Raw genomic sequence first — 26407 nt, 5'->3', positions numbered from 1 at the left:
AATGACAGCATCATATGATTTGATCGTGATCGGCACGGGCCCCGGCGGCTACGTCTGCGCCATTCGCGCCGCGCAGCTCGGGCTGAAAGTCGCCGTCGTCGAAAAGCGCGGCACGCACGGCGGCACGTGCTTGAATGTCGGCTGCATCCCCTCGAAAGCCCTGCTGCATGCCTCGCACGCCTACGACGAAGCCAAGCACGCGTTCGGCGCGATGGGCATCGATGCGTCGCCCGTCCTCGATCTGCCGAAGATGCAGGCATTCAAGCGCGAAGGCGTCAAAGGCAACGTCGAAGGCGTCGCCTACCTGCTGAAGAAAAATAAGGTCCAGACGTACTTTGGCACTGGCCGCATCGTGAAAAGCGGTCAAGTTGCGGTCACCTCGCCCGGCGGCGAGACTGAAACGCTCGAAGCCAAGTCGATCGTCATCGCCACCGGTTCCGATGTTACGCGTCTGCCGGGAATCGAGATCGACGAAAAGCGCGTCGTGTCATCGACCGGCGCGCTGGAACTCGCGTCCGTGCCGCGCAAGCTGCTGGTGATCGGCGCTGGCGTCATCGGCCTCGAACTCGGCTCGGTGTGGCGTCGCCTTGGCGCGGACGTGTTGGTCGTCGAATATCTCGATCGCATTCTGCCGGGCATCGACAAGGAAGTCGCGCGCGCGTTCCAGCGTCTGCTCGACAAGCAGGGCATTGCGTTCCGGTTGGCGAGCAAGGTCACGGGCGTCACCGGCCCCGAAACCCCGGGCAAGCCGCTCAGCGTTCAGATCGAACCGGCGGCTGGCGGAGCCACCGAGACGGTCGAAGCCGACGTCGTTCTCGTTGCGGTCGGGCGCGTTCCTTACACCGACGGATTGGGCCTTGCTGAAGCTGGCGTCGCGCTCGATGCGAAAAAGCGCATCCTGACCGATGGCCATTTCCAGACCAGCGCATCCGGCATTTTCGCGATCGGCGACGTCATCGCCGGTCCGATGCTGGCGCACAAAGCCGAGGACGAAGGCGTCGCCGTCGCCGAAATCATCGCGGGCCAAGCTGGGCACGTGAACTACGATGTGATCCCGAACGTCATTTACACCTCGCCCGAAGTCGCGAGCGTCGGCAAATCCGAAGAGGAACTGAAAGCGGCTGGAATTGCCTACAACGTCGGCAAGTTTCCGTTCACCGCCAACGGCCGTGCGAAATCGATCCGCATGACGGACGGCTTCGTCAAAATCCTTGCCGATGCTGCGACGGATCGCGTGCTGGGCGTCCACATCATCGGGGCCAACGCGGGCGAGCTTATTGCGGAAGCGTGCGTGCTGATGGAATTCGGCGGCTCGGCAGAAGACCTCGCGCGCACATGCCACGCGCATCCGACATTGAGCGAGTCCGTCAAGGAAGCGGCTCTCGCGGTCGGCAAACGCGCGATCCACTTCTGAGACCTTCGTGGCCGGGTTGAGCCCGGCCACGTGGTGCGGTTATTCCACGGCCGTGACTGTGTAGCCGCGCTCGCGCAGCAGCGCGACGAGCCCCGTCGGCCCGACGAGGTGCAGCGCTCCGACCGCGATAAAGGCGCTGCCGTCCTGAAGCAGCGGCTCGGCGGCATCGCGCATTCGGACGTTGCGATCCGATAGAAGCCCCTTCTTGAAGTCGTCAAAAGCCGAAGCCGGAACGCCGGATTCGGCCGCGAGCGCCAACTGGAACGGCATCGCCGCGCCGATCTCGCGTCGCAAATACATCTGGACGATCGATTCCATCAGATCGTCGGTACGATCGGCATACTTGATCCCAACCTTCAACATGGCGACCTGCTGATCATCGGCGATCGAAGCCAAGGATTCGAGTTGCTGTTCGATGGTCTCGAGACCCTTGACGGTCAGCCCGTGCTTTTTCGCTTCCTCCGCAACTTGCAAATCGAGCACCTTGGCGCCCGCCACGACCTGCTTGCGTTCGCAGTCCGACGTCGCAAGCAGCATGCTGACGAGCCACGGCTTGACGAGCCCCGATGCTTCTTCCGGCATCCCCGCCTCTTTGACGAGACGTTGCACGACTTTGAATTCATCGTCCGTAAGCTGCGCGTTGAGCGTGTGCCCATCCGTGTAAAGCAGAAGGTGGCCGGCCTTCGCCATCGCTTCGCCGACGGCCTTTTCCGAAAGGTCGGCAACTTCAAGTGCCACGGACTTCGAATGCGCGATGAAGTCCTGCTGCCTCGCCGACAATCGCGAAATACGCGGGTCGGAAAGGTGCATCGTTCCGAGCAGATACGACGGAGCGACGCCGGACTTCTCGATCTTCCACAGTACCGCTTCGGTGTTTGACGTCTGCCGGCTTTCTTCGATGACGGTTTTGTAGGCGTCCGGCGATCGCGTCTGCAACTCCGCCAGCATGTCCGTGCCGCGGCAGGGGACAGGCACATCATCCGCCCGAGCCGTCGCGCTGGCCGCGATCAGCAGCGCGAAACAAAAGAATAGGAATGTCCGGACATGCGTTGTCATGTGGCACTCGAAATGGAAACGCTCAGGCTAGCTGCGAGCCGTCCGCGGATGCGCTTGATCATAGACGGACAGCAGGCGGTCTCGATCGACTTCCGTATAGACTTGTGTGGTCGAAAGCGAGGCGTGGCCCAAAAGCTCCTGAATTTGCCGTAAATCGGCCCCCGCCGAGAGCAGATGCGTCGCAAACGAATGCCGGAGCGCGTGCGGCGTCGCCGTTTCCGGCAGGCCAAGCTCCCGGCGCATGCGTGCCATCGCGAGTTGAATGAGACGCGGCGACAGCGGCCCGCCGCGCGCACCAAGAAACAGCGGCCCGTCGCCGGAAAGCGGGAACGGGCAAAGCCGCATGTACTTTGCGATCGCCTCCGAAATGATCGGAAGTGCCGGGACGAGCCGATCCTTGCCGCCCTTGCCGGTGATGTGCATCACGTCGCGACCGTTGAGCGGCGCCGAATTCGGCGTCAGGCTCAGCGCTTCGCTGATGCGCAGACCAGCGCCATAGAGCAGCAGCAGAACCGCCGTGTCGCGTGCGTTGATCCACTCGGCCCGATCATCATTTTTCGTCGCAACGAGTTCCGCTGCGCCGTCGACGGTCAGCGGCTTCGGCACCGAATGCGGTATCTTCGGCAAGGCGACCTGCAGCACGGCGCGATTCTGCAGCCTGCCTTCACGTTCCAGCCATCGAAAAAAAGTCCTGAGCGATGAAAGAGAGCGCGCCAGCGATCGCGACACGACATCCGATTTGCGCCGATGCGCGAGAAACGCCCGAAACACCTTGGTGTCGACTCGACTCAAATCGCCGAGACATGGTGCACGTCCAAGGTGCGTTTTCAGAAACGCCAGAAACTGAGTGACGTCGCGCGCATAGGCTTCGCGCGTCGCGGCGCTCTGTCCGCGCTCATTGATGAGATGCGCCAGCCAATCCTCGACCGCGCGTTTGAGGTCGCCGCCGAGCGGTAACTCCGCATCCGTCGTCAGGATTTCGTCGAGTGAAGTCACCGGCAGCGCCCTCATGTCGGATTGAGCCTTCTCCGACGCGGTTAACGAACCGTTAACGGACGCAATCCCTACAGCACTTTGCCCGGATTCAGAATGCCTTTGGGATCGAGCGCCTGTTTGATCGCGCGCATCATGTCGAGTTCGATCGCGGATTTGTGCTGCCGCAGCGCCTCGCGCTTCATCTGCCCGATGCCGTGCTCTGCTGAGATCGACCCGCCAAGCTCCGAGACAAGCTCGAAGATCGCATCCGACATCGTCTCCCACAGCGACAGGAATTGCGCTTTGTCGCCGCCTTCGGGCTGGCTGATGTTGTAATGCAGATTGCCGTCGCCGAAGTGCCCGAACGGCACAGGTCGCGCGCCCGGCGCAACCTGCTCGACGATCTCCGCCGCGTGCGAAAGAAATTCCGGAATGCGCGCGATCGGCACCGAGATGTCGTGCTTGATGCTCCCGCCCGCACCTTTCTGCGCTTCGGAGAATGCCTCTCGCAAACGCCAGAAATCTTGCGCCTGGCCGAGAGATCGAGCCAGCGCGGCGTCGCGGATAAGCTCCTGCCCATGAGCGATAGTCAAAAGCTGTTCGAGTGCGCTGCTGGAACGCCCGCCATGCGAAAGCTCGATCAGCACGTACCACGGATGCGCATCGGCGAACGCGTCGCGCGTGTTCGACATGTAGCGCAGCGCGAAGTCCTGAGCCTGATGCGCCCAAAGCTCGAACGCCGTCAGCGCTGATCCAGCTTCGGCTTCCGCAATCCGAAATAGCTTCAACGCGGCCGCCGGGGATTCGAGCGCAACGATGGCCGTCTCGCGTTCCGCCGGTATGGGAAAGAGCTTGAGACTCGCCGCCGTGATGACGCCGAGCGTACCTTCCGATCCGATCAGCAGGTCGCGCAGATCGTAACCGGTGTTGTCTTTTTTCAAGCGCCGAAGCCCGTTCCAGACGCGTCCGTCCGCAAGCACGGCTTCAAGCCCGAGCGCGAGATTGCGCGCGTTACCGTAGGCGAGAACGGCGGTGCCGCCCGCATTCGTCGCCAGCACGCCGCCGATCGTTGCGCTGCCTTCGGACGCGAGACTGAGCGGAAACAGCCGTCCCGCGCCCTCGGCCGCATGCTGCGCCTCGGCCAGCGTCACGCCTGCTTCGACAATCATCGTGCCGCCCGCCGCATCGACGTCGCGGACCTTTTTCATGCGCGTCAGCGACAGCACGATCTGATCGCCGGCGGGCGACGGAATCTGGCCGCCGACGAGCCCCGTATTCCCGCCCTGCGCGACGATGCCGATTCCTTCATCGTGCGCGAGCGCCAGAATGCGCGAGACTTCGTCCGTCGTCTGAGGACGCAGCACGACCGGCGTCTTGCCCGTATAGCGGTCACGCCATTCGCGGAGATACGGCGCCTTGTCGTCCGTGCCGGTCAACGCGTTCGCCGCGCCGACGATGTCGGCGAAGCGTGAAATCAATTCGGGAGAAAAGATTTTCGTTGCCACGCGCGTTGATCCGAAACAGCGGCCGACGCCGCGATCACACGATTGTCTGCCCGGTCTTCTTCCAGTCGTTGACGAATGCCGTGAGGCCCGCATCCGTCAGCGGATGCTTGACCAGCGCTTTCAGGATCGCGGGCGGAATGGTTGCGACGTCTGCGCCGATCATCGCCGCTTCCCGGACATGGTTCACGGTCCGGATCGAGGCTGCGAGAATGTCCGTCGAAAGATCGGGATAGTTGTCGTAGATCGTCCGGATCTCGCGGATGACGTCCATGCCGTTCAATCCGATGTCGTCGAGCCGCCCGATGAACGGCGAAACGAACGTCGCGCCGGCCTTCGCCGCAAGCAGCGCCTGATTGGCCGAGAAGCACAGCGTCACGTTGACCATCGTGCCGTCGCTGGTCAGCGCCTTGCACGCTTTGAGGCCGTCCATCGTCAGCGGCACCTTGATCGTCACGTTCTTGGCGATCTTCCGCAGCACTTCCGCTTCGCGCATCATGCCGGCATAGTCGGTTGCCGCGACTTCCGCCGAAACCGGGCCCGGAACCACGGCGCAGATTTCCTTGATGATATCCTTGAAATCGCGCCCGGCCTTGGCGACCAGCGTCGGGTTCGTCGTCACGCCGTCGAGCAGGCCAGTGGCGGCTAACTCCTTGATCTCGGCCACGTCGGCGGTATCGACGAAAAATTTCATATCCTGCTCCTGGTTCGTCTCTTAACTTTTCGGCTTGCCTTCGGTGCGCCGCAACTTAAGGCAAACCTAGCACGCTCGATTCTCGGGAGAAGCTTCTAGTCCGTTGAACGTCCCTTTGGATAGTCTGCTCGAAATCCTGGATAACGGCGCCCTTTCCGGCGCCCGCAGCGTGCCCGTGCTGATGCCGGTCGCGCTCGATCAGACGTACGACTATCTCGTGCCGGACGGCGTCGAGGTGCCCCCAGGTTCGTTCGTGCTCGTCCCATTCGGGCCGCAAACGCGCATCGGCATTGTATGGGACGGCCAACGTGGCGACGGCAAGGCCGTCGACCCGAAGAAGCTGAAATCCCTGACCAGCCTGATCGATGCACCGCGGCTTCCCGAAATCTCGATGCGCTTTGCGGAATGGGTGGCGCGCTACACGCTGGCGCCGCTCGGCATGGTCGCGCGCATGATGATGAGCGCCGACGCCGCCTTCGAGCCGCCGAAACATCGCTTCGGCGTCAGGCTGGTGGAAGGCGCGCCGTTGCCGCCGAAGATGACGCAAGCGCGCACGCGCGTTCTTGAGATCGCCGCCGACGGTCTCATTCGCGTAAAATCGGACCTCGCGAATCTCGCGGCGTGCTCGACCGGCGTGATCGATGGATTGGCGGCCTCCGGCAACCTCGTCGAAGTCGCAATTCCAGAACGCGTCTTTCCGCGCCCGCAACCCGCGCACGCGACGACCGACTTCACCGACAAGCAAGCGCAAGCCGTCGCCACCCTCGTCGCCGCGGTGGATGCGAAGAATTTTTCCGTCACGTTACTCGATGGCGTGACGGGATCAGGCAAGACCGAAGTCTATTTCGAGGCCGTCGCGCGCGCTCTCGAAGTGGGTGATCAAGCGCTGATCATGCTCCCCGAAATCGCGCTGACGAGCCAATTCCTCGACCGTTTCGCGCAACGCTTCGGCGCGCCGCCGGTCGAATGGCACTCGGCCTTGAGCCCGGCCGAGCGCGGACGCATCTGGAAAGGCGTCGCGCGCGGTGACGTGCGTTGTGTCGTCGGCGCACGTTCGGCGCTGTTCCTCCCCTTCGTGCAACTCGGCCTGATCGTCATCGACGAAGAACACGACCAGGGCTTCAAGCAGGAAGACCGCGTCCACTATCAGGCGCGCGATATGGCGGTCGTGCGCGGCAATCTCGGCAAGTTTCCGGTTGTGCTCGCGTCCGCGACCCCGTCGATCGAAAGCCACGTCAACGCGCTCGTCGGACGCTATCGCCATGCCGTGCTGCCTGGACGCTTTTCGGGCGTCGCGATGCCGGACGTGTCGCTGATCGACCTCAAGGCCGAGAAGCTCGAACCGGGCAAATGGCTGGCGCAGCGCCTCGTCGGCGCAATCACCGAAACGCTCGAAAAAGACCAGCAAACACTGCTCTTTCTCAATCGTCGAGGATACGCGCCGTTGACGCTTTGCCGTGCCTGCGGCCATCGCCTCGAATGTCCGCAGTGCACCGCGTGGCTCGTCGAGCACCGCTTCAAGAAAAAGCTGACCTGCCACCACTGCGGTTTTTCGCTATCGCTCCCAGAGAAGTGCCCGAAGTGCGGCGAGCCCGGAACACTCGTCGCGTGCGGCCCCGGCGTCGAGCGCGTGCAGGAGGAAGTGAAAGAGCGCTTTCCCGACGCACGCGTCGCGCTGCTGTCATCGGATCTCATTCCTGGTCTGGCGGAAATGCGCGAAATCATTCGTGGAATCGAAGCGCGCGAATTCGACATCATCATCGGCACGCAGATCGTCGCCAAGGGTCATAACTTTCCGGGCCTCGCGCTGGTCGGCGTCGTCGACGGCGACTTGGGCCTCGCGCACGGCGCCGATCCACGCTCGGCAGAACGCACGTTCCAATTGCTTCACCAGGTGACGGGCCGCGCCGGCCGCACGAGCTTCGTCGGCCGCGGTTTCGTGCAAACGTATTCGACCGATCATCCGGTGATGCAGGCGATCGTCGCCGGTGACCGTGATGCGTTTCTGAATTACGAGGTGAAGACGCGCCAGTCCGGTTTGCTCCCGCCCTACGGACGTTTGGCTGCGATCGTCATCTCGGCGCGCGACAAAGCCCTGACCGAAGTCACCGCGCGCGACATCGCACGCCGTGCGCCGCAATCAGAGGTGATCTCGGTCTTGGGACCCGTCGAAGCGCCGATTGCCGTCGTGCGCGGACGCCACCGCTGGAGGCTACTGGTCAAGGCCCCGCGCGACGTCGACCTGCAGGCATATCTCCGCGCCTGGGCTGGAACCATTCCAAAACTGAAAAGCGACGTCCGCATAACCGTCGATATCGACCCCTATAATTTCCTCTGACGGCGCTCGCTTGGCAGCGGTCAAATGCGGCATGTTTGCCATAGGCAGCGGCCAGCCCCAGAGACCGCAGCAAGCGGCGTTTCGCAGGCACAGCAAATCGGCTAAACGACGAGCGGGTGTCGCGGCATCAGGGCGACACGAAATCAGCGACCCTTACGCATTCGAAAGACTCCCATGCCCCTACGCATTGCCGTGCAAATGGACCCGATCGATCGCATCGACATCAAGGGCGATTCGACGTTCGCGATCCTGCTCGAAGCGCAAAAGCGCGGGCACGACATTTTCTATTACACGCCCGCCGATCTCTCGCTGCACGGCGATAAGCTTCTGGCGCGCGGCCAGAGCCTGAACGTCGAAGACAAGCACGGCGCACACTTCGCGCTTTCGAACGCGCGCGTTGAAAATCTCGGGGACCTCGACGTCGTCTTGCTGCGGCAGGACCCGCCGTTCGATATGGCCTACATCACGACCACGCATCTTCTTGAGCGCATCCATCCGAAAACGCTCGTCGTCAACGATCCCGCGCACGTGCGCAACGCGCCGGAAAAGCTGTTCGTCCTCGACTTCCTTGATCTGATGCCGCCGACGCTCGTCACGCGCTCGCTCGCCGACGTTCAGGCGTTCCGCAAAGAATACAAGGACATCATCATCAAGCCGCTGTATGGCAACGGCGGCGCAGCCGTGTTCCGCATCAAGCCGGACGACGGCAACCTCGCGTCCCTGGTGGAACTCTTTCAGACTGTTTTCCGTGAGCCGTTCATGGTTCAGGAATTCCGTCCCGAAGTGAAAGACGGCGACAAGCGCATCATTCTCGTCGATGGCGAAGTCGCAGGCGCGCTCAATCGTGTGCCGCAAGCCGGAGAAACGCGCTCGAACCTGCACGTCGGCGGAACGGCCGTCGCCGCCAAGCTGACAAAGCGCGACGAGGAAATCTGCGCCCGGCTGAAACCAGAACTCAAGAAGCGCGGACTGATCTTCACCGGCATCGATGTCATCGGTCCGTATCTGACCGAGATTAATGTCACGTCGCCAACGGGAATTCGCCAGGTCAAGGCGTTCGGCGGCAACGATATCGCCGCGATGATCTGGGACGTTATCGAAAAGAAAAAAGCCCATGCTGCGTGACGTTCCAACCGGAAGACGCGCGCCCAATCGCAATCGGAAGGTTGGACAATCCATGATGCCAGGAACTTTCGGATACCGGACTGCATCGCGCGTTGCTCTCGCGGCGCTTTTCTTCACCGCGGGAAGTCTCGCGTCGCCAAGCGCCGACGCGATCGCAACCTCGCCGTTCGATGCACTCATCGGACGTTGGACCGGCGACGGCATCCTGGGCTTCAAGGAGAGCAAGCCCGAACGCGTCAAATGCCGCGCGACCTATCTGCTCGATCCCGCCGCGCAGAACGAGTTGAAGCAGACCATCCGCTGCGCGACCTCGTCGGGCGCCGTCGAGGTTATCAGCAATCTCAAGGAAGACGCCGGCAAGCTCACCGGGCACTGGAAAGAAACGATCCATAATTTCGAAGGCGATCTGACGGGCGAAGTCACGCCGAAAGGATTTCGCATCATCGTCAAGGGCGCCGACATCACGGCGAACATGGACATCATCGTGCGCGGAACGATGCAGGCCGTCGAAATTCAGTTCGTCAATTCGTCCCTCGTCGGCCTGTCGATGGCGATGAAAAAGGGCTGACCGCAAACAGTGGTTCGGAAGCGATGGGGCCACTCTTTGCAATCCTGACCGCCGCTCTCTCGTTTGCGATGTCGATCCCGCCTGCCGTCGAGCAGTATCGCCGGGATCGAAAAGGCTTCTGGCAAACGCTCAGATGGATGGGCGTCTACGCGCTCTACATCGCCGTTGGTATCGGCGTCCTGATGCTATCGGCCGAGGGACCCCAGCCGCCCACGAAAGCGGCGCTTGCTACGCTCTTCATGCTCACCTGGATCGCCTACGGCATGGTCTGGCTGATCCGAAAGGTGCCGCGCTACCGCGAGCTCCCGGCGTGGCTCGACAAGCGGTGGCTCGACCACCTGTTCGCGCTCGCGCTCTCCTGCCTGCTCGCCGCTGTCTTTCTCGTCTAACAGAGACGTTCTTTGTTTGTTCTTTACGGCCTCACGGGATTATCCTTTTAACACACCCAAGAATCGGTTATATCGCGTACCGATATAAGTCCCGGCGACGAACAAGCCGGGGGGCGTTTTCTTGGGGGGATTATGGCCAAGCAATTTCGATACATGCCTGTTCTTCGATGGAAGCTCAACGACAGAACCGGGCTATTGAACGTCAGCGCTACAGGCGGACGCGGCGTAGCTCCCCTCATTCAACTTTGGCCGAAGCAATACAGCGGCCCGCGAGCAACAAAACCAAAGAAGGGTCACACGCCGCTAACGGCGGCCGAATTCTTTGCAAAGCAAGTCTCTGATGCCTGGGGCGTAGAGCCTGTGTACTTGGACGCATCACAGCTGGTGGATGGCTCCGCACATCCTCTGATCGACATCGCAAAAGCGGCAAGTGTAGGCGGCTTGAACATTATTCCGGTGGTCGAGTTGACCTCGCCGGTCAATTACCAAGTCGCCGCGAAGAAGATGGCGGCTGCTAGCGGTTCGGGTATCGGGTTGAGGATTTCTCTACCCGAAATGACGGCTGCGAGCGCGTGGGTGCCCAAATGGCCCTACCCCGCATCAGATACAGATCTCATAGTCGATCTAGGTGGCAGCGTTGCTAACGTAGCGGCCCTTGGAGTCTCTGTTGCGAATGCATTTGCCAGCCTTCATAGCGGCAGTTCTTGGAGAACCGTTACCCTGATTGGTTGCTCGATTCCGACTACGCTTTCGGGCTTTAGCCTTGGCCGAACCATGCTGCCGAGGCACGAATTTATCCTCTGGCGCACTCTCACCACGCACGGCCTTCCCTACAGACTGGATTTCGGCGATTACGGCAGTATCGCTCCTGGCCCTCCGATCGAGATCGAGGCTCTTGTGCCTATTAATGCCAAGTACAGTTTGCCCGAGAAGTTCGCCGTGTTCCGCGGCGTCAAGATCAAAGGTCCAGGCGCTATGCCCATGAGCCAACAGCTCCGGAGCTATGCCAAGCAAATAGTCGCCTTGAAGCCGCGGCATGCTCTTAAGCATTGCTGGGCGGACGGTCAGATCGACGCCATGCATGCCGACCCTAGTTTTTCGGTTGGCAACCCGGGCGTCTGGGTTGGCTTGAATCTCAATCGGCATATTGAGATCACACGCCACACGTTGCCCTAACGACGGCCTTGCCTTGAGCGCGGCGCGAACATGCGCCGTGAGTGAAGCAAATGGTATCCGCTCCACAAGACGCTCCAAAATCTCGGCAGAGCGGCGGGAGCGCCACCCGCCTGCGAGCCCGTGAAAGTCAAGAATCGCTAATGCTTCTTCTTTCCAAAGAAGCTGCGCGATGATCTTAGCGTCCCGGCCTGGATTAATCCGAGCTTTTCGTTTGTGCTTCAACACAAGACGATTGTCGGATACCCGCGCTTCCAAACATCCCCACCACTTGGGAATAATCTTGAGCGCTTTCTTTGCGTGCTTACTACCGACAACGAGGGTCATGCGGTCGAAAACCTTGCCGTAAATGTCGGCCTGAGCGGGAAGTCGCTCTAAGGTATCGCTGTCGCTCTTCAGTTCGTAGCCGCTTAGCTCACCGTTTATAACGGCAACATCAATGCGTACGGTGCCAGACCAAATGCCCATCTCTTCAACGAGACGCGTATCCGAAGCACCAGCGTGCTCGGCCCCCAATCGCGCACGAAGCGCCTCGCGCACATCGCTATCGCGCATAATTATTGAGCCCACCCCCCAGAGATAGTCTCTGGCTGGGTTATCATGATTTTATCATGCCTGAGTAGAGTCACGGCACTACGATGCCGAAGGTTTTTTCTTTGGTTTGTTGCTTGGCTTCTGCACGCGCGCTGAAGCGACTTTCTTCAGGGCCGTCTCGAACGCCTCATCATCTTCAGAGCAGCCGAGTTCTCGCGCGGCGTTGAGGAACTTTTGTTGCTGCGCGCTTGATTTCGAATCAGAGCTTTTTGGTTTTGCCATCGCACCAGCCTGAGTCTGTTTTATTTGGCGGTCAAGGCATCAGACGAAATCAGGGCCACCAGATTCCGGTGTAAAACCCCAAGGCGTCGATTGCCGTCTGATCTGTGCTTGGCCATAAGCAAAAGGCGACAAGGGAGGTTGGATTCCCAAGTCGCCTCTGGTGAGCCCTGTTACGGGCCCAACTAGCGCACCATCCCATCCCAGCAGCTTCAAGCGGAGGTGAGAATGACGGCCAAACCATAAACCCGCCCTCGCGGGCACCCAATAGGGCAAAGGGACGGGCGCAAATCGCCGCCCGTCCCGTTTCCGTACTACAAGATGGAGGGCTCAGCCAATGGGCAGCGAGTCAATTTCAACAGCAAGTTCCGCCGCTGTGCTTGCAGATTTGCGCGCTCGACGGGATGAACTCGACCGTATCATCAAGGGATTAGAGGGCATCTATGGCCCAGTCTCCGTACCGACACCACCAGCGCATCTTAAGCAAAACACAGCCCCTCCAACGGTTGCGTCCCGAGAAATCGCCAAAACGGCTCCTCTTGCGCCAGCGTTGATAGCGACAACGCCGCAAGCCAGGACGGCAACTGGTAACAATGGAATTGGCGAGGCGTGCGCGAAAATCGTCGAACGGCATGCGAACAAGCAAGGCCTTTCGACAAGGCAGGTGACCGATCTGCTCTTGGAATCAGGCTTCGTGCTGAATACGAAAAATCCGACTGCCAATGTTTGGTCGGCCTTAGACCACAGATGCAAAATTTCCGGGGACGTGGAAAAGGTTGGAAGGAATTGGCGAAAACCCGAAGCGGTGTCGCCAGCGCAGGTGAATGGCGCCCATTAGCAATTGCCAAGCCCCTACTTATGGGGCTTGGTCCGCCTCTTGCTAAGCTTCGGCTGTACCAGCTTTTCGATAAGTCAGACGCTTGCCCTTGATGCCCTTAAGCGCCTTTTCGGCGCGTGCTGCATCATCCACGCCCAACGCGATGCGAGCATTGTAACGGAAGTCAAACTCCGCCAGATACCGATGCAGGTGCTTCTCTGCGCAATGCTGGTAGGTGCCACGCATGCCGCGCTTGAAGACTGAGAAGTACCCTTCAACGGTATTGGTATGAATGGTCGGAGCGCCTTCGGCGTAACGGACATATTCGTAGGCGCTGTGGTCTACCCGATCATGGCTGGCGAAGTTCGAAAGCTGGCGCTTATAGAGTTGGGCGCTGTCGGTCATGATGAAAGTTTCTTTGCGAACGTTGGCGTTCACAATCGGAATGACCTCGGAGACGGTGCTACCTGCCACGTGATAGCTGCGCACGCCGCCGCCGCGTTCAACCAACGAGAGAATGACGTTCTTGTGCGCCGAGTTGGTGAGCTTCTTGTTCGGGAACTTGCGGCCCTTTGGATGGGTCGAAGCGCGGCCGTAGATGGTTTCATCGACTTCCACGACGCTGCCTTCGCCGCCCATCGGAGGCGTCAACGAACCCGAGCGCATGGCCTCGCGGATGCGATGGCTCATAAACCACGCCGACTGATACTTGATCTCTAGGACGCGGTGCAGCTGATGGCTGCTGATGCCCTTCTTGGAGGAGCACATCAAATGCACAGCCTGTAGCCAAAGATGCAGCGGAATGTGGCTGCTCTCGAAGACCGTGCCGACGCGGACCGTGAATTGCTTACGGCAAGCTCCGCACTTCTTCAGGCCATGGCGTTCGACGCCCTTCGGATTCCTCTTGCTCGGCTTGGAACGAACGCCCTTCAAATCGTAGATGCGCTTGTCAGCCCCACAATGAGGGCAAACGGGGCCATTCGGCCAAACAATACTTTCGAGCTTTGCGAAGGCAGCTTCTTCGTCGTGGAAATGTGCTGCGTCTAAAGCCGACATGACGGCGATCCCTCAAATATCTGAGGAAAATATAAGAAATCCCTTTGGGTTTGTCAAATGGATAATTGCCCGGCCTCATCGGGATGCGATAGGGTTGCCTCGGAGTGGGGGCATCGCATGTACGGGCAGATTTCGACGCTGGCATTTATTGGAATTGAAGCTCGGCCCGTCGAAGTCCAGGTACGGGTGACGCCCGGAGCAGCCGCATTCGCCATCGTCGGCTTGCCGGACAAGGCCGTTGCCGAAAGCCGCGAGCGCGTCCGCAATGCGCTCCACGCCGTCGGCCTAGGACTCCCGTTTAAACACATCACCGTGAACCTCGCCCCCGCCGACCTGCCGAAGGAAGGCAGCCATTTTGACCTGCCGATCGTGTTGGCGATGATGTCGGCGATGGAAGCCATCGCGCCCGATGCAATCGCGAATTACGCCGCGATCGGTGAATTGGCATTAGACGGATCGATCCGCGCCGTTCCCGGAACGCTTCCCGCTGCCATCGGCGCGAACCAGATGGGAAAAGGCCTGATCTGCTCCGCCGCGTCGGGACCGGAGGCCGCCTGGGCGAGCGAAGACCTCGATATCCTGGCCGCTCCGCATCTGCTGTCGTTGGTCAATCACTTCAAGGGCACGCAGACGCTGTCGCGTCCGAAGCCGAACATTCTGCCGGCTCAAACTTCGCTCGCGGATTTGCGAGACATCAAGGGGCAGGAAACCGCCAAGCGTGCGCTCGAAATCGCAGCCGCCGGAAGCCACAATCTTCTGATGATCGGCCCGCCCGGTTCTGGCAAGTCGATGTTGGCCTCGCGAATGCCTTCGATCCTGCCGCCGCTCTCGCCTGAAGAAATTCTGGAAGTCTCGATGGTGCATTCGCTGGCGGGCGAGCTTGTCGGCGGCAAGCTGACGATCGAGCGGCCGTTCCGATCTCCGCATCATTCCGCCAGCATGGCCTCGCTTGTCGGGGGCGGTTCGCGCCCGCGTCCGGGAGAAGTTTCGCTCGCGCATCACGGCGTCTTGTTTCTCGACGAGCTCCCGGAATTTCAGCCCAACGTACTCGACGCGCTGCGTCAGCCGCTCGAAGCCGGCGAGACGGTCATCGCGCGCGCCAATCACCGGATTTCGTACCCGTCACGCATTCAACTCATTGCCGCGATGAACCCGTGCAAATGCGGCGGGGCGTCTCCCGGCGAAAGCTGCCGCCGTGGCCCGCGTTGCGCCGCCGATTACCAGGCGCGCGTGTCCGGTCCTCTGCTCGATCGGATTGATCTGCAGATCGAGGTCCCGGCGATATCGGCAGCGGACCTCGTGCTGCCGCCTCCGAGCGAGGGCAGCGACGATGTTCGCGCCCGTGTCACTGCCGCCCGCGAACGCCAGCGATCGAGATTCGCGGCGCTCGGCGCCAAAGGCATTCGAACCAACGCCGACTGCTCGACGACGCTTCTCGAAAAAACCGCAACGCCGGACGAAGCCGGCGTTGCGCTGCTCCGTCATGCCGCCGAAACGCTGGGCCTGTCGGCGCGCGGATTCCATCGTACGATGAAGGTTGCGCGGACCATTGCCGATCTCGAAGGCTCTGAAACCGTGGGCCGTGCGCACGTCGCCGAAGCGCTTAGCTATCGCGGCGAAACCATGCGCCAATCCCGCGCCGCTTGAGAAGTTCCTTGTCGCGCGAAACGTTGCTCGTGAGAGATGCTTCTTTGCTAACCCAAGGAGGCAGAGGCCAATAATTTATTGGCTTCGCCGTCCCACCGTCATGGCCGCGCAGGCGGCCATCCACGCCATCTCGGGGACAAATAAAAACGCCGGAGCTGATAGCTCCGGCGTTGAAAATTTGCGAATTATCGCCTTGCTTACGCGAACGCCGACTTCACGCCCGCGATCATCGCCGCAGCTTGCGCGGCATTGCGCAACAGGCACGCGATCGTCATCGGCCCGACGCCGCCGGGAACCGGCGTGATAGCGCCCGCCACTTTCGCGCATTCCTCGTAGGCGACGTCGCCGACGAGCTTGGTCTTTCCGTTCTCCGACGGCACGCGATTGATGCCGACGTCGATGATCGTCGCGCCGGGCTTGATCCAGCTCGCCTTGACCATCTCAGGAATACCCACCGCCGCGACGACGAGGTCGGCGCGCTTGACGACGTCTTCGATATTTTTGGTGCGCGAGTGCGCGATCGTCACGCTGCAGTTTTCACGCAGCAACAACGCCGCCACCGGCTTGCCGACGATGTTCGAGCGGCCGATCACGACGGCATCGAGCCCGGAAAGACTCGGCAGCACGCTCTTCGCAAGAATGACCGAACCCGTCGGCGTGCACGGAACGAGCGCGCGCTCGCCGACCCAGAGCCGCCCGACGTTGACCGGATGGAAGCCGTCGACGTCCTTGTCGGGATTGATCGAATTCAGAACCTTCTCGGCATTGATATGCTTGGGCAGCGGCAACTGCACCAGAATGCCGTGGCATGCCGGGTCGTTGTTCAACTTGTCGACGACCGCAAGAACGTCGGCTTCGCTGGTTTCCGCGGGAAGCCGATGCTCCCACGAATTCATGCCGACTTCGACGGTCTGCTTGGCTTTGTTCGCCACATACACTTTGCTCGCCGGATCTTCACCGACAAGCACGACGGCAAGCCCCGGCTTCAGGCCATGCTCCTTCTGCAACCGCGCGACTTCGGCCGCCACGTCGGCACGAACACTCGCGGCAATTTGCTTACCGTCTATGATTTTCGCTTCGGACATCCCTATTCTCCCTGGTCCACTAGCGCTGTAATTCTCTGGCTTTAATCTCCAATAATCTGTCGAGCTCTTCAGGCTCACCATCGATCTGCAATGCCTTGAGGCGCGATTTCCCGCCCTTTGCCAGCGAAACGGAACGCTTCGGCAAATCGAGCCAGCGCGCGACGAGCTGTTCGAGCGCCGCGTTAGCCGCACCATGTTCGGGAACAGCGCGCACCCTGGCCTGAAATGCCGGGCCGTCGCTTGTGGAAGTCACGCCTTCGATGGCGTCCTTGGAGGATTTCGGCGTCAGCCGAAAGTGGACAAGAATGCACGCGTCGCCGTGCCGCCAAGGTTTACGATCCGGGATAGAGGCCTCAGACCCGGCGCTCAAGCCACGGCCTTGGCAATATTCGGCAGCAAGACGCTTTGGATGAAATAGCACGCCAGCAGCAGGATCACCGGCGAGATGTCGATGCCGCCCAGGTTCGGCATGATGTTGCGGATGGGCGCGAGTAGCGGTTCAGTGACCGCATTCAGCGCCTGCCAGATGGATCGGACCATCGGGTTGTAGGCATTGATGACGCCGAACGCCATCAGCCAGGAAACGATCACGACCGCGATCACGATGTAGGTATAGAGCGTGATGAGGTAGCTGATAAAACTGAGAAGTTCGAGCATCGTTGATCCAGATGTGAGGCTGCCGCGGGCGTCATGTAGCCCCGTCGGGGCTGCGGTCGCAAGTGGCTGGCGGCCTGGTCGGCACTCTTAAGGCTGTAAACGGCACGCCGACCAAGGCCGCCACGGCAGAATCGTTGGCTGCCCGTCCGCAAACAAGGTTCGCCCGCGTCGCCTTCGCTGCCTTTGCGTCGCGCCTGAGGCTGCGCGGCTTCCTTGACAACGCCGAGCCTCGCCACCTAAATGCGCCCGTTCGGGGCCGTAGCTCAGATGGGAGAGCGCTGCAATCGCACTGCAGAGGTCAGGGGTTCGATTCCCCTCGGCTCCACCAATGAATTCAACCGCTTACGTAAAGTCTATCAATATTGCCGTCTGAGTTCGCCGTCGGTCCACGCGTCGGCCGGGGTCTGCGATGCTAGGTCGTGTTCGCTGATTTATACTCTACCCGGCGACGGACCGGGGTCGGCGCACGAAATAGATCGCGAACAGTCCCGCCGTCACCAGAAACGCGATCGACGAATACAACACGACAATCGGATTGAAAGGCACGCCGGACCACTCCGGCATGATGATGTCGGCCGTATTGAATGGCTCGACTCCGTTCGCGCAGATTTCGAGCGCCGATTCCTCGCGGATCATATCGACGCTGATGCGCATCGCGAGATCGCGGACCGGCGACGGATTGGACGAAGTGCGTTCGAGACGATGCAATAGCGCTTTGCTGGCTGCGAGATAGGCATGCGTGCAGCCGTTGAAGGGACTGTCTTCGTTGCCAAGGCTTCCTGGAACGAGCCCCCACAGACAATACGTGAACTGCAGATTGACGAAGTTCTGAAGCGTTCGTGCTTCAGCATCGGGTCGAGGCTCGCGGTTCGCAAGATCGAGAATTGCGTTTTTGTACGTCGCCATGACGCGCAATTGGCCGTGCGAAAGATTTGGAATGGACAATCCCGCGGTGCTCGCGGCTTTTCTTTTGGTATGCGCTTCAGCGGATGTCGCGCATGCGAGCAGAAACCCGAGCAGGAACGCAACAGCCCATAACATCCTGGCTCGCTGCTCATGACGCGCGCAAGCCCGTGTCGGATGCCAACTTCCACCCGCCACGGAATCAAACTCTCGCTGGAATACGGAGGCGATACCGCCCATCGTTCGTTCACCGTCTCGACCAGGGTCTTGCGAACGATCTGCTTACCCGTCGCTCGCGGTCTTAGCAAATCGGTATCGTTAAAGGCTCCGCTCGCGCGCAGACTCGGACCAAGGCGGCAGCGGCGGCAAGCCAAGCACTGCCCGCACAGGCGCGAACGAGCGGCGGTGAACCGGGGACGCGCCAAGCTTGGTCAGCGCCGCAAGATGCTCGCGGACCGGATACCCTTTGTGCTTCGAAAATCCGTATCCCGGATGATCGCCATCTAGTTTGCGCATCAAGGCGTCGCGCGCAGTTTTGGCGAGGATGGATGCGGCAGCGATGGTCAGGCTTTTCGCGTCGCCCTTCACGATGGGTTGCTGCGGAATGGCGAGGTCTTTGATGCGCCGTGCATCGATAAGAACGTGCTGCGGCTGCGTCGCGAGCCCTTCGACGGCGCGACGCATCGCAAGCAGTCCCGCCCAATAAATATTGATGCGGTCGATTTCCTCGACCTCGGCGAAACCGACCGACCAGGCGATCGCGGTGGCTTTGATTTCGATGGCAAGCCGGTCGCGCGTCGCCGCATCGAGTTTTTTCGAGTCGTCGACATCGGCAATTCGCGTGCCGGGCGCGAAGATGACGGCGGCAGCTGATACCGGCCCGGCGAGCGGACTCATGCCTGCTTCGTCGACGCCGGCGACGAACTGCACGCCGGTCTTCCAAAGCGACGTCTCGAAACGCAGCAGCTTGCGAATGCGCTGCCCTTCCGATCGGCTGTCGAAATGCCGTCGCGCAATTGCGTTCAGGATAGCCTTTGCGCCGGGTCGCGGATCGGCGAGGAGTGCCGCCTCGGTTGCGGAATCCAATGGTCGCCGCTCAAGCACATGGCGGCGTCGAAGTTCGGAAAGGATAAACTTAGTCACGACGGGCGCCTTCGCCCTCCTGCATGCACGATTCGAAGATCTTCAAATCTAGTCCCGCGCGGGCCGCCGCCGCTCGTGGAACCACGGCCGATACTCCGCCATCTTCTGTCTTTGCGCAGCCGACGCCTGCTTCTTGCACGTTGCCGCCTCGTCGCTTTTGCTCGGCGCGCCCCAGCGGCGTTCAGCGCAATCGTTGACATTATAGGCCATTTCGAGATCGGCGGTGCGCTCGACCACATCCTTGAGCGCCAAAGGCCACTGCGAGCCATCGCTGCGCGTGTACGAAAACTTCCGTGTCGCCAATTCGGACGTAAGCGTTTGATCGAGCTCCGCCTTGACGTCCGCGCCGCTCTTTCCCGCCGGCATCGCGTAGCGCTCCGGCCGTCGCGCCACACGTTCCGGAAATCCCCGGACAACGTCGATCGCAATCAGCAGACGAAGATCACGTGAGGGCGTCGAAAAATCTTCCCAGGCTCCGGTTGTCTCGAAAATCGACGCGCCGTTCGGGATCGCAACCTCAGCACCGCCGCCGTTCAGATACTTGCGGCCATTTTCGACGGATGTGACGCGCGTCTTCACCTGCTCTTCGAGCGCGGTGGTCACTTCCTGCATCGCGCGCAGCGGATCGAGCGGCGCGGGTGACATCACGTCATCCATGCGATCGTAGAAGTCCTCGACGCCGAGCTTCGACTGTTCCAGGGAAAAGTCGCCGTAGTCCGCATCGTTGACGATCTCGGCGTTGGTGAGACGTCGGAGGCCACCGGATTTATCGGCGACGATCGGACGGAAGCGTTTGAAGCCCGGGCTGCCGAGCGACGGATTTTGCGCGAACAGGAAATTGCCGCGCCAGAAGCGCTTGCGCGCGACCGTTCCGTCCGGCTGGCCATCGACGGCAAGGAATATGCCTGCGGCCTCGCTGGTCTGCGCCACGCGCTTCACGAGCACCAGAACATGCCCGTAAGGGTCGGCATAGATCGTTCCGGGACGCAGGGTCTCTTCCTTCAGCGCGACCGGATAGTAATCGGTCTTGTCGTCATCCGCCGCTGTCCGTCCGCCGCCCGAGTGCACGGCGTTCGCAAGCGTCGATCGCAAGTAATAACCGAAGCCCGGCACCAACCCCGGCGGCCGGGATTTGCCGCGCGCCGTCGAAATCTTCGCGGACACGGTTTCGAAAAGTCCGGAGATCAGACCGGGCTTGGCCTCGGCAACTTTCTGCTCCTCATTGCCGAAGCGCGGATCTTCTTTTTGGATGTTCCACCACTGTGTGCATCGCGGGGGATTGCCGCCGCCGCCGCGTGAGCATTTCGAATATCCGAACGGCAAGCCCATCTTGAACGCGAAATAGGCTCGCAGAAAATACGGAAGGTCCGCGCAGTCGGGACGGATAATCAGACCTTTGCGATCCTCGCCAAGCCCCAGATGATCGAACAGGACATTCCGGGACTGATCGCGCAGCACATCGTGAAGCGCGGGCCATGACAGCGCTTCATCGATCGGCGCATCGAAGAGCTTTTCGATCCAGGCCGAGTACAGATTTTCAGTTTTGCGGTTCCATGCCTGACGCACCGGCCAAACACTTTTTTCGGAGCTTTGCGAAGCAGCCTTCGCGGTGTTGCCGACAACGATATCGCGCGTAATCTTGCTGCACGCTGAAGCGGACTCGTCCGATGTGAGTGTCGCGCGCCACGTTCCCGCCGCCGGCTTCGCAATTTCGGCGAACCAGAAATACGGCGGGCCGCCATGACGTTCGCGCGATTTGGCGGCGACGCTGCCATCCGGCGCGATCAGCGAAAGCTCACCTGCGAGCGGTTGCTCGACCGTGAAGACGACGCGCAGCGATGTGCCCTTCCCAGGGGACAACGGCGACACGAGCAAAGCAGGTTGTGCCGAGGCATCGCATCCGTCGGAAGCCTCTTTGGCGGAGGCTTGAATGGCCGGAGACAGAAACAGGAAAAGTACGGCGATCAACAGCGAACGCAGCGGCGCGGCAGCCAAATGGCGTCGATAAAACACGTACAATCCCCCCGATGCCGTTCGCTACGGTCTGCGCGCGAAAGCCTTTGCCTCAACAATGGCAGAATTATCACGACATACAATCCCGCCAACATGATGCCCCGCGGGGTCGGAGCCGCCATGGCATCTGACCATGGATCGGCCCTGTTGGAGGCTAAATCTCCGTTGGATCACAAGGCTATCGCTCGCTGGAGGCTTTCGGCGCACCCGTGATCCCGGATGTAAAAAACCGCGTCATAAGCATGGTCTGGCGAAAAAGAACGGAGCGGTGGCTTCGATAAGCCCTGCGACGTCTTACATGCCGCCTTTCGGCTCATGTTGGCGTAGTAGAAGCGGCGTCCAGTTCAGCAGGACATTTCAGAGACAAAAGATGGCTCAACTAGAGCGCGGCGATACCGCGCCCTCCCCGGCGGACTCGCCGCAAGCGCTCCACAACCTGTCGTTCGTCGAATTCGTCGTGTTGACCGCGGCGATGATGGCGCTGACGGCGATCTCGATCGACATCATGCTTCCGGCGCTGCCCGAGATCGGCGAAGCACTGGGCGTCGCGAGCGCCAACGATCGCCAGTTGGTCGTCATTCTCTACATGGTCGGCTTCGCGGCGGGACAGCTCTTTTTCGGCCCGTTGTCCGACCACATCGGCCGCAAGCCGGCGCTCATGGCGGGTCTTGCGATCTTCATCGTCGGCACGATTGCCGCGCTGGTATCGAACGGATTCTCGATGCTGCTCGCGGCGCGGTTTGTTCAGGGGATCGGTGCCGCATCGCCGCGCGTAATCGCCATCGCGGTTGTGCGCGATCTCTATGGCGGGCGACAGATGGCGCGCGTGATGTCGTTCGCGATGATGGTGTTCATCGTTATTCCGGTTCTCGCGCCGTCGATCGGCCAGGCCCTCATTCACCTCGGCAACTGGCATTGGACGTTTTATGCGCTGCTCGCGATGGCGATCTTGATCGCCGTCTGGGCGGGCTTTCGATTGCCCGAAACCGCCGCTCCGGCATTAGGTCTCGAACGCGCGATGACTTTGCGCGCCTCACTCAAGGCAGCGATTTTCGATCCTCAGACGATGGCGTATGGCGCCGCCGGCGGCTTCATGTTCGGATGCCTTCTTGCCTATGTCGCGAGTTCCCAGCAGGTCTTCGTCGAGGTCTTCGGCATTGGAGAGGCATTCCCTGTCGTCTTTGGGGCGATCGCGTCCGTGATGGCGCTTGCGTCGTTTGTTAATGCCCAGCTCGTTGGCCGCTTAGGCATGCGAAGGCTCTCGCACGCGTCGCTCCTGGGCTTCGTCGGGCTGTCGCTCTGCCTTGCCGGCGCGGCGGCGGCCGGCATTGCGGGCATCGCGGTTTACGCGATCCTCCTCGCCGGAGCCTTCTTCCTGTTCGGGCTCATCGCGCCGAATTTCAATGCCATCGCGATGGAACCGCAAGGCCACAACGCCGGCATGGCCTCCTCCGTGACAGGATCGCTCTCGACCGCGATCGGCGCTATGGCAGGCGGCCTAGTTGCGCACGCCTTCGACGGCACGGTATTTCCGATCGCCGCCGGTTTCGTCGCTTGCAGCCTCATCGCCACCCTCATCGTCTTCGCCGTTGAAGGTAAACGAAGCTTTTTCGGCCGCAATCGGTTGGCATGATGGCGCGGCTCGTGACCGGTGCGCCCGCTGTTTAGTTGTGCGCTCTTGGGAAGGCGTCATATGCTGGGCGGGCACGCAGATTTCATCGCGGTCGAGTATCTTATAAGCCCTACGCATCGGGTCGGCGAAAATGCGAATCTTGCTGCTTGAAGACGATGCCAATACAGCCGCCTACGTCTCGAAGGGCCTCGAGGAAGAAGGGCATACCGTCGATCATTTGGCAGACGGTCGCGATGCGGTTGCTCAAGCCGTCGGCGAGACCTACGACGTCGTCATTCTCGATCGCATGCTTCCCGGGCTCGATGGTCTGGCGATCATTAAGGAGATCCGCAGCGCCGGACGCCGCGTGCCAGTGCTGTTCCTGACGGCGCTTGGCGGCGTCGACGATCGCGTCGAAGGTCTCGATGCGGGTGGCGACGACTATCTCGTCAAGCCATTCGCATTCTCGGAATTACTCGCACGCGTGAACGCGCTCGCACGCCGCCCCCACACCATCGGCGAGGAAACTCGGCTCAAGGTTGGCGATCTGGAGATCGATCTCGTCAGCCGCAAGGTCACGCGCGGCGGCGACACGATCGACCTTCAGCCACGTGAGTTCCGGCTGCTTGAAGTTCTCATGCGCAACCGCGGCCGCGTCGTGACGCGCACGATGCTGCTCGAGCGCGTGTGGAGCTTCCACTTCGATCCGAAGACGAGCGTCGTCGAAACCCACATCTCGCGCCTGCGCGCGAAAATCGACAAGCCCTACGATACGGAGCTAATCCATACGATCCGCGGCTGCGGCTATACCGTGAACGATGGTGCCTGACGTTGCGGGATCTTCTGAGACGCACGCCATTCCGTCTGGCAGCTGCCTTTTCGCTCTTCTTCATTACGACCGTCCTGGCGCTGTTCACCGTCATCTATCTCGTATCCAGCGCGCGTCTCGTGAGCGATATTCGCGACCGCGTGCGAACGAACATCGAATCGCTCGCGATTTTGGATGGCGATAGAACCTTCGACGACCTGGTGGCCGTCGTGGCGGAGGAAAGCGAATCCGTCCGCGATCCCGATTTCATCATCGAACTCGTCGACAAGAACGGAAAGTTTCTCGCGGGCAACGTCCGCGACGTCCCCCAGTCGACGCAGTGGATGACGCTGAAACGCTCGAGCCTCAATATCTCGATGGATCGCGGCGAACCGACCGACGAGTTCCTGGCAATCTGGAAACCGCTGTCGAAGGGGAGTTTGCTGATCGGCAGCGACAACAGCGAAGTCAAGCAAATGAAGTCGTTTTTGCTGAAGCTTCTGGCCTACGGTCTTGTCGCCACGTCGATCGCAATCGCGCTGTGTGCCGTTTATTTCGCGCGCCAGGCCCAGCACCGCATCGATGCCTTCGCAAATCCTTTGGCGCGCGTTTCCCGAGGCCAGATCTCCGCCCGTGTGCCGATCTCGGGCCTGCGCGATGACATCGATCAGATCGCGGGGCAAGTCAACGGCATGCTCGGCAATCTGCAGAAGCTCATCGAAAACGTAAACCAGTCGTCATCGGACATTGCGCACGACTTGAAGAAGCCGCTGGGCCGGCTGCGGCAACGCCTGGATGATGCGAGACGCAAAGCGCAAAGTCCGGCTGATTTTCAGTCCGCAGTCGATGCCGCGTTGCTCGATATCGACTCCATCACGGAGACGTTCGATGCCCTGCTCCGGATTACGCAGATCGAAGCCGGCGCGCGCAAGGACAAGTTCGTCGCCATTGATTTGCGCGTTCTGCTCGCCGACGTGCACGATGTCTATGACATCGTTGCCGAGGACGCGGGCGACAAGCTCAGTCTAGTCAGTGAAGTCGCGCAACCAGCGATGGTTCAGGGTGATCCCGAGCTTCTGATGCAGGTGTTCGCCAACCTGGTCGAAAACGCCATTCGCCATTCGCCATCGGGAACCGCGATTGGATTGCGCCTTTACGCGGCTCCCGGCGTCTATCGGGTCGACGTGACGGACAGCGGCCCAGGCATTCCGGAAGCAGAGCGCGAGAACGTCTTTCGCCGGCTTTATCGCTTGGAGCGCGCCCGCTCGACGGACGGGAGCGGATTGGGACTGAGCCTCGTCGCGGCAATCGTCGATCTGCACGGCGCCAGGATCGCGCTCGCCGATAATGCGCCCGGTCTCCGGGTCGAAGTCAGTTTTCCTGCGACGGTCTGAAGGAAGAGTAGACAGCGGGCCGGACGGCTGGGGTTTCATGCGGACCCGACCCGCTGTCGACGTGCGTAGAGCGGCGAGACGGGATGTCATGAGCTCTAACACGTTTCGGTAAGACCGAGCATGATCTCCGCTCGGCTTGTTCGTTAGCAGCGCGCCTGCACGCGCCGAAAAACATTACTTGCTCAGGATGAGCTTTCCGGCCTCCGTGATGCGCAGCCGGTAATCTTGTCCTCGGTGCTCGAGAATGATCTCGCGCCCGCCCTGCATCAGCTCGCTCACGAGATACCTCGTGAGCGAGCTGCGCTTCTCGGCAGCGTCAGTTCCCCCCGTCGCGACCGGTGCAGGCATTTCCATCTTGTCCGACACATCCTTTTCGCATCGGCCGTGAGGCCGCCGCGCCCTACGAAACTTGCTCTAGTGCAGATAAAGCGCCTGAACGGTTTGCGATTCGAATTCGGCCGTTTGTTCCGGCTGCGGTACCGAGTGCTGCATCTGCGTATCGACGAGACAACGCACGGCGAGCCGCGTGCGCTCCGTCGCCTGACCGTTGTTGAGCAGAAGCGCGATACCTTTTTCGAACGCGAGGCGATCACCCGTCCGCGCCGCTTTGAGCAGTCCCGTGACGGTCAGCTCATCCGGAGACACGTGACGGCAGCCGACGCTGAGATATGAAAATCCAGTGCCACGTTCGAAACGCAGCGCGCGCATCAACGCGGTGACACGCGCGACGAGCAACGGTCCGTCAACGGCGCCCAGATGCTCTTCCGCGAACCGGATCGCGACTTCCCAGCATTGCGCCGAGGCCGTCGCGTACACGTCGCAAATGCATCGGAAGACGTCGAGCGTGACGTTCTCGATGGATGTAAATCCAAGCTCGCTCTGCAACGGAAAGCCGAGAGCTTGTCCGGCGCACATCGGTTCTTCGTCCGGCCCGGCCGATGACGTCGCTTCGAGATTTTTGATCTTAAGCATCCGCCCGGCTCTCCATGTTCGAATAGAAACGATGCGACGGATAACGAGCAGCCGCCCGCTCCGCGTTTTGTGGAGTGCGAATGTCGTCCGAAATGTTTGTAAGCATGCGATCGAAAACTGCGACGTGGCCTGTGGCCAAATCCCAGATCATGCCGACGGATGCGGCAAACATCGATGCCGTATAGGCTGCATTCGATACGTCACGCGCATCGAACCGTTCACCGTCAAGGTGCGAACGCTTCATCCTGTTCCC

26 protein-coding genes, 1 tRNA gene and 1 pseudogene are annotated in these 26407 nt (G+C 60.9%); 12 read left to right on the top strand and 16 right to left on the bottom strand.

What is annotated here, in order from left to right; genetic code table 11:
- The first annotated feature begins 1 nt into the window (after position 1).
- Positions 2-1414, top strand: a complete 1413-nt coding sequence (gene lpdA, locus HDEN_RS15955) for a dihydrolipoyl dehydrogenase (protein WP_013217178.1) — start codon at positions 2-4, stop codon at positions 1412-1414.
- A 39-nt stretch (positions 1415-1453) separates the two neighbouring features.
- On the opposite strand, the gene HDEN_RS15950 is transcribed toward lpdA, so the two are convergent.
- From HDEN_RS15950 to fsa, 4 genes are read right to left on the bottom strand one after another with little or no spacing between them, the layout of a single operon-like run.
- Entirely contained in the window at positions 1454-2470 is a 1017-nt protein-coding gene (locus HDEN_RS15950; RefSeq protein ID WP_013217177.1) for a TraB/GumN family protein, read from the bottom strand.
- A 27-nt stretch (positions 2471-2497) separates the two neighbouring features.
- Complete coding sequence (locus HDEN_RS15945; protein ID WP_013217176.1) at positions 2498-3481, bottom strand: tyrosine recombinase XerC; 984 nt, start codon at positions 3479-3481, stop codon at positions 2498-2500.
- Positions 3482-3534: 53 nt separating this feature from the next.
- Positions 3535-4950 (bottom strand): FAD-binding oxidoreductase, encoded by a 1416-nt coding sequence (locus HDEN_RS15940; RefSeq protein ID WP_013217175.1) that lies wholly within the window; start codon positions 4948-4950, stop codon positions 3535-3537.
- A gap of 34 nt (positions 4951-4984) precedes the next feature.
- Positions 4985-5641, bottom strand: coding sequence for a fructose-6-phosphate aldolase (gene fsa, locus HDEN_RS15935; protein WP_013217174.1), 657 nt, complete (start codon positions 5639-5641; stop codon positions 4985-4987).
- A gap of 103 nt (positions 5642-5744) precedes the next feature.
- On the opposite strand from fsa, the gene HDEN_RS15930 reads away from it, so the two are divergent.
- From HDEN_RS15930 to HDEN_RS18660, 5 genes are all read left to right on the top strand, one after another.
- Positions 5745-7979 carry a primosomal protein N' gene (locus tag HDEN_RS15930; protein ID WP_013217173.1) on the top strand — a complete coding sequence of 745 codons (2235 nt, stop codon included), beginning with the start codon at positions 5745-5747 and terminating at the stop codon, positions 7977-7979.
- A 174-nt stretch (positions 7980-8153) separates the two neighbouring features.
- Positions 8154-9104, top strand: coding sequence for a glutathione synthase (gene gshB, locus HDEN_RS15925; RefSeq protein WP_013217172.1), 951 nt, complete (start codon positions 8154-8156; stop codon positions 9102-9104).
- A 52-nt stretch (positions 9105-9156) separates the two neighbouring features.
- Positions 9157-9672, top strand: a complete 516-nt coding sequence (locus tag HDEN_RS15920; RefSeq protein WP_013217171.1) for a hypothetical protein — start codon at positions 9157-9159, stop codon at positions 9670-9672.
- A 23-nt stretch (positions 9673-9695) separates the two neighbouring features.
- Complete coding sequence (locus HDEN_RS15915) at positions 9696-10061, top strand: hypothetical protein (RefSeq protein WP_013217170.1); 366 nt, start codon at positions 9696-9698, stop codon at positions 10059-10061.
- Between the two features lie 132 nt (positions 10062-10193).
- On the top strand, positions 10194-11237 hold the full coding sequence (locus HDEN_RS18660; RefSeq protein ID WP_013217169.1) for a beta family protein: 1044 nt from the start codon (positions 10194-10196) through the stop codon (positions 11235-11237).
- 18 nt (positions 11238-11255) lie between these two features.
- On the opposite strand, the pseudogene HDEN_RS18655 reads toward HDEN_RS18660, so the two are convergent.
- Together HDEN_RS18655 and HDEN_RS15905 are read right to left on the bottom strand one after the other, a co-directional pair.
- Positions 11256-11789: pseudogene (locus HDEN_RS18655) on the bottom strand (sce7726 family protein); the annotation flags it as partial.
- A 78-nt stretch (positions 11790-11867) separates the two neighbouring features.
- Positions 11868-12050: a hypothetical protein gene (locus HDEN_RS15905; protein ID WP_041921702.1), complete on the bottom strand. Its 183-nt coding sequence runs from the start codon at positions 12048-12050 to the stop codon at positions 11868-11870.
- A 334-nt stretch (positions 12051-12384) separates the two neighbouring features.
- Between HDEN_RS15905 and HDEN_RS18225 the strand changes: the two genes are divergently transcribed.
- Positions 12385-12885, top strand: coding sequence for a hypothetical protein (locus tag HDEN_RS18225; protein ID WP_013217168.1), 501 nt, complete (start codon positions 12385-12387; stop codon positions 12883-12885).
- A gap of 42 nt (positions 12886-12927) precedes the next feature.
- Here HDEN_RS18225 and HDEN_RS15895 read toward each other — a convergent pair whose 3' ends face one another.
- The gene (locus HDEN_RS15895) at positions 12928-13920 is read right to left on the bottom strand and encodes an IS1595 family transposase (protein ID WP_013217167.1); all 993 of its coding nucleotides are present in this window, start codon (positions 13918-13920) and stop codon (positions 12928-12930) included.
- A 117-nt stretch (positions 13921-14037) separates the two neighbouring features.
- On the opposite strand from HDEN_RS15895, the gene HDEN_RS15890 reads away from it, so the two are divergent.
- Positions 14038-15567: a YifB family Mg chelatase-like AAA ATPase gene (locus tag HDEN_RS15890; protein WP_013217166.1), complete on the top strand. Its 1530-nt coding sequence runs from the start codon at positions 14038-14040 to the stop codon at positions 15565-15567.
- A 197-nt stretch (positions 15568-15764) separates the two neighbouring features.
- On the opposite strand, the gene folD is transcribed toward HDEN_RS15890, so the two are convergent.
- From folD to HDEN_RS15875, 3 genes are read right to left on the bottom strand one after another with little or no spacing between them, the layout of a single operon-like run.
- Entirely contained in the window at positions 15765-16652 is an 888-nt protein-coding gene (gene folD, locus HDEN_RS15885; protein ID WP_013217165.1) for a bifunctional methylenetetrahydrofolate dehydrogenase/methenyltetrahydrofolate cyclohydrolase FolD, read from the bottom strand.
- A gap of 19 nt (positions 16653-16671) precedes the next feature.
- Positions 16672-17022 (bottom strand): DUF167 family protein, encoded by a 351-nt coding sequence (locus HDEN_RS15880; RefSeq protein ID WP_013217164.1) that lies wholly within the window; start codon positions 17020-17022, stop codon positions 16672-16674.
- A complete protein-coding gene (locus HDEN_RS15875; protein WP_013217163.1) occupies positions 17019-17309 on the bottom strand; it encodes a YggT family protein in 291 nt (96 codons plus the stop codon). Before HDEN_RS15875 ends, HDEN_RS15880 begins: the two co-directional genes overlap by 4 nt.
- 252 nt (positions 17310-17561) lie before the next feature.
- Between HDEN_RS15875 and HDEN_RS15870 the strand changes: the two genes are divergently transcribed.
- A tRNA-Ala gene (locus tag HDEN_RS15870) sits at positions 17562-17637 on the top strand.
- A 110-nt stretch (positions 17638-17747) separates the two neighbouring features.
- Here the strand turns inward: HDEN_RS15870 and HDEN_RS15865 are convergent.
- The 3 genes from HDEN_RS15865 to HDEN_RS15855 all read right to left on the bottom strand — a co-directional run bounded on the left by HDEN_RS15865 (position 17748) and on the right by HDEN_RS15855 (position 21368).
- Positions 17748-18215 (bottom strand): hypothetical protein, encoded by a 468-nt coding sequence (locus tag HDEN_RS15865; RefSeq protein WP_150103284.1) that lies wholly within the window; start codon positions 18213-18215, stop codon positions 17748-17750.
- Between the two features lie 315 nt (positions 18216-18530).
- Complete coding sequence (locus tag HDEN_RS15860; protein WP_013217161.1) at positions 18531-19355, bottom strand: ribonuclease HII; 825 nt, start codon at positions 19353-19355, stop codon at positions 18531-18533.
- 48 nt (positions 19356-19403) lie between these two features.
- A complete protein-coding gene (locus tag HDEN_RS15855) occupies positions 19404-21368 on the bottom strand; it encodes a hypothetical protein (RefSeq protein WP_013217160.1) in 1965 nt (654 codons plus the stop codon).
- 298 nt (positions 21369-21666) lie between these two features.
- On the opposite strand from HDEN_RS15855, the gene HDEN_RS15850 reads away from it, so the two are divergent.
- The 3 genes from HDEN_RS15850 to HDEN_RS15840 all read left to right on the top strand — a co-directional run bounded on the left by HDEN_RS15850 (position 21667) and on the right by HDEN_RS15840 (position 25182).
- Positions 21667-23001, top strand: coding sequence for a multidrug effflux MFS transporter (locus tag HDEN_RS15850; protein ID WP_245256666.1), 1335 nt, complete (start codon positions 21667-21669; stop codon positions 22999-23001).
- Positions 23002-23131: 130 nt separating this feature from the next.
- Positions 23132-23809: a winged helix-turn-helix domain-containing protein gene (locus HDEN_RS15845; RefSeq protein WP_013217158.1), complete on the top strand. Its 678-nt coding sequence runs from the start codon at positions 23132-23134 to the stop codon at positions 23807-23809.
- A 2-nt stretch (positions 23810-23811) separates the two neighbouring features.
- On the top strand, positions 23812-25182 hold the full coding sequence (locus HDEN_RS15840) for a sensor histidine kinase (protein WP_013217157.1): 1371 nt from the start codon (positions 23812-23814) through the stop codon (positions 25180-25182).
- 174 nt (positions 25183-25356) lie between these two features.
- On the opposite strand, the gene hemP is transcribed toward HDEN_RS15840, so the two are convergent.
- The 3 genes from hemP to HDEN_RS15825 are packed head-to-tail and all read right to left on the bottom strand — an operon-like array spanning position 25357 to position 26398.
- The gene (hemP, locus tag HDEN_RS15835; RefSeq protein WP_046845377.1) at positions 25357-25536 is read right to left on the bottom strand and encodes a hemin uptake protein HemP; all 180 of its coding nucleotides are present in this window, start codon (positions 25534-25536) and stop codon (positions 25357-25359) included.
- A gap of 60 nt (positions 25537-25596) precedes the next feature.
- Positions 25597-26154, bottom strand: coding sequence for a hypothetical protein (locus HDEN_RS15830; protein ID WP_013217155.1), 558 nt, complete (start codon positions 26152-26154; stop codon positions 25597-25599).
- Positions 26147-26398, bottom strand: coding sequence for a hypothetical protein (locus HDEN_RS15825; RefSeq protein ID WP_013217154.1), 252 nt, complete (start codon positions 26396-26398; stop codon positions 26147-26149). Before HDEN_RS15825 ends, HDEN_RS15830 begins: the two co-directional genes overlap by 8 nt.
- Between the last annotated feature and the right edge of the window lie 9 nt (positions 26399-26407).

The organism is Hyphomicrobium denitrificans ATCC 51888, assembly GCF_000143145.1.
Taxonomy (GTDB): domain Bacteria; phylum Pseudomonadota; class Alphaproteobacteria; order Rhizobiales; family Hyphomicrobiaceae; genus Hyphomicrobium_B; species Hyphomicrobium_B denitrificans.
The sequence above is the reverse complement of the archived record's forward strand: the minus strand, read 5'-3'. Positions and strand labels throughout refer to the sequence as shown.

Excerpts from the sequence above, each read along its gene's own strand:
- HDEN_RS15945 (WP_013217176.1), bottom strand. The coding sequence starts at position 3,481 with ATGAGGGCGCTGCCGGTGACTTCACTCGACGAAATCCTGACGACGGAT.
- HDEN_RS15905 (WP_041921702.1), bottom strand. The coding sequence starts at position 12,050 with ATGGCAAAACCAAAAAGCTCTGATTCGAAATCAAGCGCGCAGCAACAA.
- HDEN_RS15865 (WP_150103284.1), bottom strand. The coding sequence starts at position 18,215 with ATGGCGACGTACAAAAACGCAATTCTCGATCTTGCGAACCGCGAGCCT.
- lpdA (WP_013217178.1), top strand. The coding sequence starts at position 2 with ATGACAGCATCATATGATTTGATCGTGATCGGCACGGGCCCCGGCGGC.
- hemP (WP_046845377.1), bottom strand. The coding sequence starts at position 25,536 with ATGGAAATGCCTGCACCGGTCGCGACGGGGGGAACTGACGCTGCCGAG.
- HDEN_RS15850 (WP_245256666.1), top strand. The coding sequence starts at position 21,667 with ATGCCGCCTTTCGGCTCATGTTGGCGTAGTAGAAGCGGCGTCCAGTTC.
- HDEN_RS15845 (WP_013217158.1), top strand. The coding sequence starts at position 23,132 with ATGCGAATCTTGCTGCTTGAAGACGATGCCAATACAGCCGCCTACGTC.
- HDEN_RS15825 (WP_013217154.1), bottom strand. The coding sequence starts at position 26,398 with ATGAAGCGTTCGCACCTTGACGGTGAACGGTTCGATGCGCGTGACGTA.
- folD (WP_013217165.1), bottom strand. The coding sequence starts at position 16,652 with ATGTCCGAAGCGAAAATCATAGACGGTAAGCAAATTGCCGCGAGTGTT.
- HDEN_RS15920 (WP_013217171.1), top strand. The coding sequence starts at position 9,157 with ATGATGCCAGGAACTTTCGGATACCGGACTGCATCGCGCGTTGCTCTC.
- HDEN_RS15950 (WP_013217177.1), bottom strand. The coding sequence starts at position 2,470 with ATGACAACGCATGTCCGGACATTCCTATTCTTTTGTTTCGCGCTGCTG.
- HDEN_RS15830 (WP_013217155.1), bottom strand. The coding sequence starts at position 26,154 with ATGCTTAAGATCAAAAATCTCGAAGCGACGTCATCGGCCGGGCCGGAC.
- HDEN_RS18660 (WP_013217169.1), top strand. The coding sequence starts at position 10,194 with ATGGCCAAGCAATTTCGATACATGCCTGTTCTTCGATGGAAGCTCAAC.
- HDEN_RS15890 (WP_013217166.1), top strand. The coding sequence starts at position 14,038 with ATGTACGGGCAGATTTCGACGCTGGCATTTATTGGAATTGAAGCTCGG.
- fsa (WP_013217174.1), bottom strand. The coding sequence starts at position 5,641 with ATGAAATTTTTCGTCGATACCGCCGACGTGGCCGAGATCAAGGAGTTA.
- HDEN_RS15915 (WP_013217170.1), top strand. The coding sequence starts at position 9,696 with ATGGGGCCACTCTTTGCAATCCTGACCGCCGCTCTCTCGTTTGCGATG.
- gshB (WP_013217172.1), top strand. The coding sequence starts at position 8,154 with ATGCCCCTACGCATTGCCGTGCAAATGGACCCGATCGATCGCATCGAC.
- HDEN_RS18225 (WP_013217168.1), top strand. The coding sequence starts at position 12,385 with ATGGGCAGCGAGTCAATTTCAACAGCAAGTTCCGCCGCTGTGCTTGCA.
- HDEN_RS15895 (WP_013217167.1), bottom strand. The coding sequence starts at position 13,920 with ATGTCGGCTTTAGACGCAGCACATTTCCACGACGAAGAAGCTGCCTTC.
- HDEN_RS15875 (WP_013217163.1), bottom strand. The coding sequence starts at position 17,309 with ATGCTCGAACTTCTCAGTTTTATCAGCTACCTCATCACGCTCTATACC.